We start from the raw sequence: 13,336 nt of genomic DNA on the forward strand, positions 1-13,336 counted from the left end.
GGTACAGAGGTTGATAAAATCGGGGAGAAGTGAATGGTAATGAATGCCTGGTAAACGGGGCTGGCAACTTGAAGCTAAAGCCTTCGGTCGCAACTTCCTCCGGAATATCCATTGATCCCTGAATGGAATGGTGTAAATAATCATGGTATTGAAAATAAAGCTGATATTTGTGTTACATGGATAATACTATGAACGCCAATAACCATCAGCTTGTCGAAACGCTTAATGAGAGGATCAAAGAGCTTACGTGCCTTTATGAAATATCCAATATTGTAGCTACCTCTACCCAATCTTTAGAACACATGCTGCAATCAATTGTAAATGTGATACCCAGGGCATGGAAATTTCCTGAAGAGGCTGTGGTACAACTGTGCGTGGACGAGGTAGCGTATTTTTCAGGAAAGCTTCCTGCTGAACATATTTCACAGATGCACCCTATAGAGATCAGTCGTCAGCCCAGAGGATATCTTGCGATCTACTATGATGCTTCTTCCTTTCAGCAATCGCCATTTCTTCCTGAAGAGCAGACACTGCTAAAAACACTGGCGCAGGAAATAGCCGCGATCATAGAAAGAGGCGAGCAGAAAAAGCGAGAGGAACTCATGCAACGGAAGTTTCAGCACAACGACAGGCTGGCGATACTGGGAGAGATTACAGCGGGTATAGCCCACGAGCTGAATACACCGCTGGGTAATATTCTGGGATTTTCACAACTGGTCCAGGACAGGGCTGGCGATAACCATATGAAGAAGGACATAGAGAAGATCATCAACTCGGCCATGCATGCCCGTGAGGTGGTGAAGAAGCTGATGTTCTTTTCATGCGAAATGCCACAGCATATGCAAGAAGTGTCAATCAATGCCCTGGTTGAAGATGCACTGGATCTTTTGCAGATCTCATTTAAAAATGCTGGATTGACTGTGCTATTCAAAAAAGATAATGGTGAGATAACTGCCCATGTAGATCCTGTACAGTTTACACAGGTGGTTTTCAACTTGCTGATCAACGCCATACATGCTACCCCTAAAGGAAGAAAGCTGGAGGTGCAATTGGAGCGTCAGATTGATCAGTTTATCCTGATCATTAAAGATGAAGGTCACGGTATTGAGGAATCTATCCGTGAAAAGATATTTGAACCATTCTTTACTACCAAAGCCACTGGTAAAGGATCAGGCCTCGGCCTGAGCGTGGTGCATGGCATTGTAAAAAATCATGGGGGGCAAATAGTCGTGGAATCAGAGGTGGATCGCGGGTCTACGTTTACAGTAATATTTCCATTAAAACAATCGTATGAATAAGAAACGAATACTTATTGTAGATGATTCTTTTGATATGCTGGAAGTACTGCAAAGGCAGTTGAATGCACTGAACTATGTCACCTTTCAATCATCTAATGTCAATGATGCTATCGATATACTGGAGCACTCCGATGTAGACCTTCTTATTACTGACCTGCAAATGCCGGTACAAAACGGCATGGAGTTAGTGAAGTACACCGCTCGTCATTTTCCGAATATTCCGGTGCTTGTGATCACGGGATATCCGTCTGTAGCCGGTGCAGTGGAGGCTGTTAAGTCCGGGGCAATGGAGTATTTGGTTAAGCCGTTTACCATAAAGGAGCTACAAAAGGCAGTGGAAAAAGCATTGGCTCAACGGGCTGTGAAATTTGAAGGTGATGGGCAAAAAACAAAATGGAAGAATGATCAACCCGTAAGCTATTGGGGTATTATAGGACAGTCCGAAGGTATCAAAGAACTTATAGACCTGATCCGGAGAGTAAAAGACACTAAGGTCACCACCTTGATAACCGGGGAAAGCGGTACAGGAAAGGAGCTTGTGGCCAGAGCCATTCACTATAGCGGAAAGTACAGCAAATCACCTTTTATAGCGGTAAATTGTGGGGCTATTCCAGAAAATTTGCTTGAAAGTGAGTTGTTTGGGTTTGTAAAAGGTGCTTTTACCGGAGCATATGAATCCAGGGCAGGCTTCTTTCAGGCGGCAGACGGAGGCACCATATTTTTAGATGAAATAGGTACGGCCTCAGGCACAGTGCAGACGAGGCTGTTGCGCGTAATCCAGGAAAAAGAAATAACCATGGTAGGTGCCAACAAACCACAAAAAATAGATGTGCGTATTATCGCAGCTACCAACAGTGATCTTTATGCCATGAGTAAAAATGGTAAATTCCGGGAAGACCTTTACTACCGCCTTAACGTCATATCAATTACCACCCCACCCCTAAGAGATCGCAGGAGTGATGTACTGCCACTGGCGCAGCATTTTCTTCAAAAGTTTTCAAAAGATTTTAATAAAGAAGGGATCACCCTTTCCAAAGAGGTAGCCGGCCTGCTAAAAAGCTATGCCTGGCCTGGTAATATCCGTGAGTTGGAGAATGTTATTCAGCGGGCATTGATCTTGTGTGATGGCGAAATTACAGCCGGTCACCTGCCTGATTACATAAAAAGTGCTTCTCAGGAAGTACCAGCCGAAACTACGATACTTCGAACATTGAAAGAAGTGGAGTATGAGCATATACTGAAAGTGTTGCAGGCTGTGGATCATAACAAAACAGAAGCAGCCAGGATCCTAGGCATCAACAGGAAAACATTGCGTCAGAAGTTGATAAACCAGAGCGGCACAAAACGAACCACCGGGTAAAAATGTACCGGTCATTATTTCCCCTGCCACCGTGGCAATACCGCTAAAAAGACTCCAAATACCCTGTTTGGCGATTTCCTGTCTTACTGGTACGCATGTTGTAAATGTGACCTCCGAAAGGGGATGAATGTATATGATAACGTCAATTGTTGATGGGATCTGCCATAGATGTGTACATGATATAAGCTGTGGTTTGCACCGTGGCGACTATATATGGGACTGCTCTGAGTTCGAGACTGAGGTGGGGGAAACACCTAATGCTGCCAACGGTGCATATATTCAAAGCCACCACCAGAGCTCCAGTCTCTGTAGTCATTGTGCTCTAAAGATCGTTGTCAATGGTATCGCGAAGATGCTGTGACATATCACTGTGAGCACTACGGGTAATTGGCTATAGCTAAACACTAAAACCTCCCTTTTTCAATTCAACTGTAGAAATAATATATAAAATGAATCAGCAAAATATTATAGTAGAGAAAAACGAATACGATTGGCTTCTTGGTATGCTTGAGAATCGAAGATATACAGATCCCCTGAACCAAAGCTGCCTGGAAGCGCTTCATAAAGAATTGAAATCGGCGGTAGTAAAGGAGGAGTTTGATATGCCACGATATGTTGTACGCATCAACAGCATGGTTGACGTGCTTACACCCTATGGAATTAAAAAAAACATACAGATAGTAGTGCCGGCAGAGCGAAATATGGAACAGGATAAAATTTCCATTCTATCTCCTATGGGATCGGCATTGTTCGGTTATAAAAAGGGAGATGAGGTACGGTGGTTATTTCCGAAAGGAAAAGGTAAGATAAAAATACTCGAAGTAAAAAATGCTCCCAAACGAGTATTTAAATGAAGAGCTTTATGATTATACTATTGAGTACCTTCGTGCCATTGCTGGCAGGAGAGTGTTCCGGTATAAATCTTGCGTCTTATAATGGTGAGCAAAGGGTACTAACCCATTCTAAAACACAGGCTTATGGCAGGCTTCTGGAATGGATGGAAGACGCTGACCTTACCATCAGACAAGCCGACCCGGAACAAGGAACACTCGTTGCAAGTGAGCGCATACAGGTACACCAGGGCATTGTGCGGCAATCTGTAGTTATTACGCTTACTATCAATATCAGCAATAACGGATATGCGTACAGATTCAGTGGCAACATCCCGGAATCTTCTCAAGCTTCCCGTGAGTTTAACAGACGGTGTGTTAATTTAGCTGAGGCTATAAAACACGCCATAGATGGAAAAGAGACCGGCTTGCAGTAAAAAGTTTGCCAACCTTATAAAAAAAGCCCCTCCAACCACCGCAACTGGCGGAGATGAGAAGGGGCTAACACACACAACTTACCTAATGAAGGTATAAGTATATTTTAATGTCAGGCTCCAGCTTTCGGTGCCAGGCAGTTCAATTCCTTCTATATCCTGACCCACCGTATTGGATACCTGGTTGTAGACAAGGTAGAGGTCATTGCCCTCTTTATGGTTATAACGCAGGCCAGTGTTCACGGCTACTTTATTGTTGAGCTTTGAATATTGCACCAGCGACCTGAGCGACCATTTTGTATCCAGCGCTGCAAGCATGGTGGCGCTGGCAATATCTGCCCTCAGCAGTTGGTCTCTTTCAGTAAACTCGATCCTGTTAAAAGTATAGTTGAGGCTTATCTGGAAATGTTTGGAGGGGATCCAGGTAGGTGATATGGAAAGAGAAGCTTTATCACCATCGTAAAACTTTCCTGTTTCACCGCTCACGCTTGTTCTAATCATTCTGCCGTTTGACATATTGAATGCCGCATTCAAAGTGCTGAAAGTATGGTTACCTGCAGGGACAAAAGCCTCTTCAGATAGGGCAAAATCCTCCTTCACTTCATCGTAGGTCCTCAAAACCGAGAAGGAAATGTCTGCACCGGACGCAAACAAAATAAGGATGCCAGGTTCGGTTGTCATGGTTTCCAGGGACTGATCATTGTTTCTAAGGAAAATAGAATTAGCAGCAAAGGGCTCCAGTTTCCTTACCCACTGACCGTCAATAAAATGCCCGTACACCACATTTTGATTTAGCGCCAGGTTGTTTTTGCGAAGCACAAAGCCTACACCAGGATCAAAATTTTTACCGGTATATTCTGCTTCTGCAATATATCCCAAGCCAGATACCGCTCTTTTTTCCCATTTTATATAGCCCATCGAATTTTCTGAGTCGGGCAGGTGATCGGAGAAAACATGGCCTCCTTTTATGGTCAAATAGTATGGTCCTGCAACCCTGAGGAGTGCATCTGCTCCGGTCACAAAATTGTAATTGCCCTCCGAGTCCACACGGGAAGTAATCAAGGTTCCCAAATAAGAGTAGGCATTCAGCACCCTTTTTCTTAACCTAACAATACCGAAGTTTTCCGATGAGATGGACGGATCGGAACCTTCTGTCTGCATTGTTAAAACTCCCACATCCAGGTTTTTAAACCTTCCTACCAGGCGTCCTCCGCCATAAACCCTCAGCAGGTTGCCATTTTCATCAAGACCTATCCTGCGGCTATGAAAGAGGCGGTTTTGTGAAATGTTGCTGGTTGTGAAGCTGAAAACTCCGGAACGTTCCTGGAAAAACTGCCTCTTTTCAGGAAAGAAAAGCGAGAAGCGAGTGAGATTTACCTGTACATTATCAGCTTCTACCTGAGCGAAGTCTGTATTCAGCGTCAGGTCAAGAGTGAGGTTGGAGCTTAAAGCAAATTTTACATCCAGGCCTACCTCTCCGTCTGTATCAGAATGGTCGGCTATTTCTTTTCTGGTACTATCATAGGCACTATTTTGCTGATAGTTGCCCAGCACATAAGGAGTAAAGTAAATAGGATTCTTGCGCTTTATGCCTGTCAGTAATATCTTCTGGGCTCTGGATGGCTTCCATGCTGCCATATTCCAGTTCGGTGGAATTGCAGGAAATGTCTGCCGCTCGTTTTTTCTGCCGATCAGCCGGTGGGTGATCAGTCCGAAGATTACGTTGCCATTGTTATCGTCAAAACGCAGGCTGGAGAAAGGGATCTTCATTTCAGCATACCACCCTGCATCATTCCGTGTGGTGGCTACGCTCCAAAAGGTATTCCAGCTCGCGTTAAAGATCTGCGACTGATCGCCCTCAGCATCATTTAGTATTTCCGCATCCAACCTGTTGCCTGATGGCATGGTGCTGAATGTGCTGAAGTTTTCATTGTCATTGTAGGTGTCGAGTAGTACGTTAAAAAAGTCACCCCCGGGGTCGCCATCCCTTAACAAGGAGTTGCCCTGGATACCCTTATGATCAGAATCAAGGAAAACACCGGAAAAATAGATATATTCATCATCATAACACATGCGTATCTCCGTTTTCTCGGTGAGCTCTCCCTGGTATACAGGCGTATACATGGTCATAGGAAAGGGCTCTACAGATTTCCAGGCCTGTTCGTTGACAACCCCGTCAATTTCAATGGGCGCTGTAGTGCGGGCAACCTCATAAAGGTCCTGTGCGTAAATGGTGGAAGTAAGAAGAGATATCAAAGTGAGTAAGTTTTTTTTCATTAACCCTTCGTTTTAAAGTTATATCTCCTGAAACGGATCATAAAACTCTTAGATTAATTAATTGGATGAATTGTTTTTAATGTATCTATTAATTTTATTCATGTATATATTTGGCTTAAAATAACTCGATGAGTGGAGTCGGAAGTGGCATTAAAGAAGATTCACGATTATCTCTACAGGCGCATAGGCATTGCACAAACCTGGAGAAGCAATCCTCACCTGCCACATTATATTCTTATTACGAAGGCTGTTTTACTCGTTTGACAATGGTAATAATGAGTAATACCCATGGAAAACCATGTAGCAGCAAATCGAAATAATCTATAAATTGCATGCCCTGAGCGCCACCCAATAACCAGCGGACTTTCCCAACAATATGCGGTTCGGGGGTGTAGGGCGCCAGGCCGAGGCTGATGCTTAGGATGAGGGCGAAAAGTATGTTTTTATTGCTTTTCAAGTGGCTTTATATTTTCGTTGGCTTATGGGCTTTGTCTCTCAGGGATAGAATAAATATATATTTTTTCCTGTTTGCCGCGAGGAAGAAAGTAACCCTCATCGTGGATCACGTACCGGTCTGGCTCGGAGAACTGTTCAAGCAGCCCTCTTGAAATAACAAGAGGTACGTCTTTTTCTTTACAGATAGCATACATTCTTGATGTGGTATTTAGTACATCACCGGTATAGATAAATTCTTTTTTTATGGCATTCAATTCGCCTTTGGTAATCTGCCCTACATGCAAACTTCCTTTGATAGTAGGCGCATAGTGAAAGCTTTTCAGAAAGAACGCTGCTTTTTTTTCCAGGGCAGCTTTTATCTCAAAGAATAATTCGAGTGCGTTGTTGTTGGCCAGTCCTTTTTGTAGTGGCCAGGAAATGACTATTTCATCACCTACATATTGATAAACTTCGCCTTCATATCGCTGGATTATTGGAGTAATAAATGAATAAAACTCGTTTAAAAAATCAAAGTACAAGCGTGACCCCAGCCGTTCTGCTACCGGGGTAGATTTGTTGATGTCACAAAATAAGAAAACACGGTCTTCTTGCTTTGGCTTGTGGTATTCTCCTCTTAGCCACGACATAAACATTTTTGGATCATGTTTTGAAGAAAGGCTGTAAAACAATAGAGCCAGTATACTTCCAAGACCCCATACAAAGATAAACTTAAGAAGGAAGGGTTCTTTAAAAAAAGTGGCCGGGAATATCAACGGGCCAAAATACTGGATGAGGCTATAAGCCGCAATTATCCCCATCAGGTAAAGCATTGAGCGAATGATCAGCGCCAGATAAAAGTTGAGCATGTTCATCCATTTTAGTACAAATAGTTGTTCCAGGATCAGGAAGGGTAATCCAAAAATGACTGGAGGCAACGTGTATACACCGAGTGCGAAGATATAAAGGTTTACAGGCCATTCTTGTGACAGCAGAATGGTCTCATAACCAAAAGCAAATAAGCCTATGATGAGCCAGTACAACGTTATCCACCAGGCATACCCGATGATTCGTTCTTTGCTATGTGCAGAAATTACGTGCATGTTTATTTCTCCTTTTGCGAGACATTCTGTGAGGTTGATCATAAACAATAAGGATGTAGGCGTGGGAAAGTATGTGTGGATACATGGGCTGTAAAAATATTTGTCGCAAAAGTACCTGATAAGGAGTGTGTGCATTGTAACATACGTTACACTTAGTTGAAGTTATACTTAATCATAAGTGCAAAGCGCTTGCTGTCAGTTTGTTACCAATTACATGCCGAAATATCTGCGACAAGAAGTGGAAAATCTGCTCTAAAATCATTAAATTAAAGCTTGGGCGTGGAATGTGTTGTTGCTGATTTTTTGAAAATTACATTCCTCTCTTTGTATTTCATTTTTTAAACTTTTCAAACGCAATTTTTTTATGACTAGTATCATTAAAAAAGGGAGAGGCCTTTATTTTTTACTCCCACTCCTACTGTTCACATCCATTGCATACGCACAAGTCGATTCAATTAAAACACCCCTGAAATGGCACCAAAGACAGTCTTTTAGAATTGCTGCAGTGCCCATGGCACTGACAACAGTGGCACTGGCCACACTGACTGCAGAAGATCACACAGGTTTAAGCAAGTACCAGATCCAGGAAAGTATTCAGACGGATCTGCTGGCCGAACCGCAACAGTTTCAAACCAGCATAGACGACCACTTACGTTATGCCCCGGTTGTAATGGTTTACGGACTGAATATGATGGGGATCCATGGTGAGAATAATTTTGGCGAACGTACTATTATCCTTTCCAAAATATTTCTGCTGCAGCATGTACTCACCAGCACCATGAAAAAAGGCTTTGGTATGGTTCGTCCGAGTGGCGAGGGACTTTCTTTTCCCTCCGCACACACTTCCAGAGCCTTTGCTACAGCCACCTTCATGCACCATGAATATAAGGATGTAAGCCCTTGGTATAGCGTGGCGGGATACACCTTTGCTGTGGCTACCGGAGCCCTGCGGGTGATCAACAATCATCATTGGCTACCGGATGTACTCGTTGGCGCTGGTGTTGGCATTTTAGCAACAGAACTGGTCTACCTTACCCATCAGCATAAGCTTACTAAGTGGCTGAACAGAGATAAAAAGAAAAGGAACAAAGTAATGATGGCCCCTGTTTACAACGGAAAGACCCCAGGAATTTATATGAGTTTGAGCTTTTAGGACTTTCACACTTTTATTGATGCTCCGAATATTTACAGAGGTATAAGTGAAGGTTTTACCGTGAGCGACCGGAGATTTTAAATGCCACGGCTCCACAGGTTTCCGCTTGTTCTTTCTTTTTGTTAAATAGTGTTTGTAAACGCAGACATTGACGTTTTCTTAGAGACACTAAATACATCAGGTGTTAAGAAACCGCATGCTTTCTTTTGATAATTTCCATCAAATCACTTAATTTATTGCTTCTATTGTGTCTGTAAAGAGTTTTGGTTAAGAATTTTCCAATGCTCAAGCTATGTTTCCTGCTCTACATATTCACCTAACTTCCTGATAACCATGAAGCCCCACCTTTGTGTACTTTTATTTATGTTGTTTTTTGAAAGCTACGGCCAAAAACCTGTATGGAAGGAGTATAAAGAGGTGGATGGCATGATATCCAACTATATTTACGATATAAAAGAAGATAAAAACGGAGTATTGTGGCTGGCTACTGAAGGAGGAGTAGTAAAATTTGACGGATATCACGCTTATACGGTACCCCTTCTCGACAGTCTGGGCAAACATATACCAGTATACTATGTCTACATTATGCCGGACCAGCGGCTATGGCTTGGTACTAAATTGGGGCTTCGAATCTATGATCCTGATACCAGGCAGTTGGTGAGCCATACACTAAGCTTTAACAACCCTGTTGAGGACATTATTTATCTGGGGCGCCAGCAGGTGTTGATCTCATATCTGCACGGAGTATATCTTGTATCTACCGATAAAAACTTCCAACCCCAGGGTGTTGAGCGCTTTGATGTCAAACACTTTGGTGAAAACCTGATCGTTAACGAGTTTGCTACGGCACGTAACGATCATTTATTCATCTCATTGGCAGGGTATGGTGTTATTCATGGCAAGGTCAATGAACTTGGGCAATGGGAAAAATATCAACTGATCAACAATCCCTTGCAAGGAGAGGGTAAGGGATTTAAACTCGGTAAAAACATTCAGGTATTGCCAGCAAACCGGGTTCTGATCAACTACCTTTCAGAAGGGCCATTCATTTATAACCTGACCACCGGCCAACTGGAAAAGGTGCCGGGTTTGAACATGCCTAATATTCAAACCCTTACACCCTATACGGCCACTACGTATGCTGATGGTTACCTGTACTTTTCCGTAACTGGCATGGGGCTCTACAGGATATTTCTGGAAGATGAACGCGGTGTACCGGAACCTATTTCTTTTGAATCTATTCCCGATTTCAATTTCCTGGATGACGGCATCTCTTCTATTTACGTAAGGAATAACACCCTTTGGGTGGCTACAATTGGAGATGGCATTAAGAGTACACGCTTACAGGATGAGGCGATAAAAACCATTGCGCTTCACGAGCATGTAGGTAATCTCACCAGCCTGAATAGCGTGAAGGTGGACAGCGAAGGCAACCTTCTTGTAGGATCCTTTGGAAGAGGAGTAGTATATCTGCAGCGAGCGGAAGACGGTAACTTTGATCCTAAGCAGGTGGAAAAAGTGGGGGGTAGCCTCAATTTACCTTCCGACAGTATCAGTGAGTTTCATTTTGACCGGCAAGGGAATTTGTGGATAGCCACTTACGAAGGATTATGCTATTACACCCGGGAACAGTATGAGCGCTTTAAGGCTGGGAAAGATGTTACTCCCAGGATATACTCGCCAAAATACACTTCTGCCGATCCTTTCACGTCCGGCATCGTTAATGATATTTTTGAAGATACAGGAGGAAATATCTACGCCACTACGCAGTCGGGCCTCAACATGATCGATCCAGAGACAGGGGCCATCACTAATCACCTTGATTCTATTAAAAAAGGCGCCTTCAGCATTGTCAAACCCATGTATTATGGGGATTTTCTATGTGACAGCACCATGGTATTCTTCAGCCCCTGGGTCAATGGAATTATTAAAGATGGATTTTTTACGGGGAACGAAATGCTTTTTACCGATACATATGACGCGTACATTTACCATTCGGTAGCTGTCAACGGTATTAGCTGGCTGGGTACCAACAGGGGGCTTTATAAATATCAGGGGAAAACAGGTAAAACCATAGATTTTAAAGAAAGGCCGTTCTTTAAAAATAAAAAGATCAATGCCATTACCGAAGATCCATATGGTACTTTGTGGATGGGTACTAATCAGGGGATAATTTCCTATCACCCCTATTCCGGTCGGATCAGACAGTACAGGGTGCCGGGAGCCAGTGGCTGGCCCTTTTTTCACTATGGTTCGGTAGCCAAAGACCACCTGGGAAATGTATACTTCGGCACCAACAAAGGGGTGGTGATCATCGATACAAAACGCATTGCCGAAGATGAAAATCGTTGCAAAGCTGACTGCAACATTATGATCTCCGATATTTTGGTGAATGATGAATCCAAGGGTGCTGAGGTTCGTGGTTCACACGCTGGGAAAGCGGTAGTGGATGTGCAGGAGAATGATGTTATTGATGTCTTACTGGGGTTTCCGGCACATCACCTGCATGACAACATCAGCTTTGAGTATAGCATCGATGATGAAAAATGGTTCCCTGTAGATCCTGTAAGCCCACGGGTAGTGCTGTACCGCCTGAATCCGGGTGAGTACAATCTTTCGGTCAGAGCTGTACGCTATGGTGGAGAGGTAGTAGCTTCTTCTACAATACCTTTTGATGTGAAGGGGCCATGGTGGAAGACGTGGTGGTCATTTATTATTTATAGTCTGCTTGCTGCAGGGCTGGTAGCGGCTTACTACCGGTATCGCCTGGCAGGAGTACGGCTAAAGCAGCAGCTTGAACTTGAAAAAATGGCCAGGATCAACCAAAACCTGAAGCTGGATTTTGTGTCCAACATCTCGCATGAATTCCGAACGCCACTCACACTGATCCTCAACGATATAGACGTTTTGAAGTCCAACGGACATTCATCAACACCTAAATGTCTGCATAAGATCGAGGTTAATGCTCAGCGCCTGAAGAGATTGGCCAACGAGCTGATCGATATGAAAAAACTTGAACAGGAGGGACTTAAACTGATGGTATCACAGTATGATATCATTGCTTTTGTGCGGGATACAGTTCAGGTATTTGAAGAACTGGCCAAAAAGAATAAGATAGACCTCTACTTTGATACCAATAAAAAATTCGAGTTGATCTGGTTTAACAAAGATCAGTTGGAGAAGGTGCTGTTCAATCTACTGTCCAATGCGTTTAAATTCACCACTGAAAAAGGGGCGATCAGTGTAAGTATAGACTGCCAATACCGGTACCAAAACCGTGAAGCAATTGCAGTCACTGTGAGTGATACAGGTACAGGCATAGCTGATAGTGATATTGACAAGGTTTTTGATGCCAGCTTTTCACGGCCCCCGTTAAATGAAGCCAGCGGCTTCGAAAGTACCGGTATCGGGCTTCATTTGAGCCAAAAACTGGTGCAATTACATCATGGTGAGCTCAGCGCGGCAAGTAAAAAGGGTGCCGGATCCACGTTTACTATGATACTATACAAAGGCTCCGGCCATTTTAAGCCTGATCAATTGCTGAAATACCGGTTTCAGCATCACCTGAAGAGGTCATTGATGCGCTTTAATAAGGAGGTCAACAGGGAGAATGGTGGGGCTAAGATTTTGATAGTAGAAGACAATAAAGATATAAGACGGTATATGGCCGGGGTGTTGTCGGGCTACTATACCGTATTTGAGGCCAGGTCAGGTGTTGACGGCATAGAGCTGGCCAAGACAAAACTTCCCGACCTGATCATTACAGACCTGGCCATGCCGGGAAAAAGCGGCCACGCCCTCATCAGGGAGATGAAAGAAGATGAAATGACCAGTCATATTCCCATTATTGTGCTCACAGCGTTTGTTTCTGATGCCAAAAAAGTAGAGGTACTGTCTGCCGGTGCTGACGTACACCTGTCTAAACCTTGCGATAAATCCGTATTGCTGGCCTCCGCTCAAAACCTGATCCGCTCGCGGGCCACGTTAAAAGCTATGTTTGCCGACTCCATGGCGAATATTGATGAGGCGGCTCAAAACTCACCGGATTCTGACCTGCTAAAACGGGCTATGATTGTGGTCAACAAACATATGGCTGATCCTTATTTTGATGTGGTGAACCTTGCTGATAAGCTCAAAGTCAGCCGTTCGTTGCTGTATCTTAAATTTCCGGCACTCACCAACTATTCTCCAAAGGAGTTTATCCATGTCATGCGCGTTAGGAAAGGCGCCAAACTATTGAAGTCTGGCCAGTACAACATCAACGAAGCCAGCGATGAGGTGGGATACAACAGTGTAAAGAACTTTAGGAAATATTTTAAAGGCTATTTTGGTATCTCCCCTTCGGCATTCCTGAAAAACAACAAGGTCAAGGGTTAATTTGTACATATCGACCCTTTTCTAAACAAAATAACCCCTTCTGAACAAAATGGCTGTATCACCATGTACAGT

The 13,336-nt window shown here is 43.6% G+C and carries 9 protein-coding genes; 6 read left to right on the forward strand and 3 right to left on the reverse strand.

Going from position 1 to position 13,336, the window contains the following annotated elements:
• Window positions 1–176: 176 nt before the first annotated feature.
• From C900_RS16980 to C900_RS16995, 4 genes are all read left to right on the forward strand, one after another.
• Window positions 177–1,298, forward strand: coding sequence for a sensor histidine kinase (locus C900_RS16980; RefSeq protein WP_245558450.1), 1,122 nt, complete (start codon window positions 177–179; stop codon window positions 1,296–1,298).
• A complete protein-coding gene (locus C900_RS16985; RefSeq protein ID WP_009581324.1) occupies window positions 1,291–2,658 on the forward strand; it encodes a sigma-54-dependent transcriptional regulator in 1,368 nt (455 codons plus the stop codon). The genes C900_RS16980 and C900_RS16985 overlap by 8 nt, the downstream gene beginning before the upstream one ends.
• A 449-nt stretch (window positions 2,659–3,107) precedes the next feature.
• Window positions 3,108–3,512 carry a GreA/GreB family elongation factor gene (locus C900_RS16990; RefSeq protein WP_009581325.1) on the forward strand — a complete coding sequence of 135 codons (405 nt, stop codon included), beginning with the start codon at window positions 3,108–3,110 and terminating at the stop codon, window positions 3,510–3,512.
• Window positions 3,513–3,520: 8 nt separating this feature from the next.
• On the forward strand, window positions 3,521–3,925 hold the full coding sequence (locus tag C900_RS16995; RefSeq protein WP_009581326.1) for a DUF4468 domain-containing protein: 405 nt from the start codon (window positions 3,521–3,523) through the stop codon (window positions 3,923–3,925).
• A 78-nt stretch (window positions 3,926–4,003) separates the two neighbouring features.
• Here C900_RS16995 and C900_RS17000 read toward each other — a convergent pair whose 3' ends face one another.
• From C900_RS17000 to C900_RS28600, 3 genes are all read right to left on the reverse strand, one after another.
• Window positions 4,004–6,199 carry a carbohydrate binding family 9 domain-containing protein gene (locus C900_RS17000; protein ID WP_009581328.1) on the reverse strand — a complete coding sequence of 732 codons (2,196 nt, stop codon included), beginning with the start codon at window positions 6,197–6,199 and terminating at the stop codon, window positions 4,004–4,006.
• A 238-nt stretch (window positions 6,200–6,437) separates the two neighbouring features.
• A complete protein-coding gene (locus C900_RS17005; protein ID WP_009581330.1) occupies window positions 6,438–6,656 on the reverse strand; it encodes a hypothetical protein in 219 nt (72 codons plus the stop codon).
• 22 nt (window positions 6,657–6,678) lie between these two features.
• Window positions 6,679–7,734 (reverse strand): adenylate/guanylate cyclase domain-containing protein, encoded by a 1,056-nt coding sequence (locus tag C900_RS28600; RefSeq protein WP_009581331.1) that lies wholly within the window; start codon window positions 7,732–7,734, stop codon window positions 6,679–6,681.
• Between the two features lie 511 nt (window positions 7,735–8,245).
• Between C900_RS28600 and C900_RS17015 the strand changes: the two genes are divergently transcribed.
• Together C900_RS17015 and C900_RS17020 are read left to right on the forward strand one after the other, a co-directional pair.
• Window positions 8,246–8,887, forward strand: coding sequence for a phosphatase PAP2 family protein (locus tag C900_RS17015; protein WP_009581333.1), 642 nt, complete (start codon window positions 8,246–8,248; stop codon window positions 8,885–8,887).
• Between the two features lie 333 nt (window positions 8,888–9,220).
• On the forward strand, window positions 9,221–13,264 hold the full coding sequence (locus tag C900_RS17020; protein WP_083867514.1) for a response regulator: 4,044 nt from the start codon (window positions 9,221–9,223) through the stop codon (window positions 13,262–13,264).
• Window positions 13,265–13,336: the final 72 nt, after the last annotated feature.

It is taken from the genome of Fulvivirga imtechensis AK7, from assembly GCF_000331535.1.
In the GTDB taxonomy this organism is placed as follows: Bacteria; Bacteroidota; Bacteroidia; order Cytophagales; family Cyclobacteriaceae; genus Fulvivirga; species Fulvivirga imtechensis.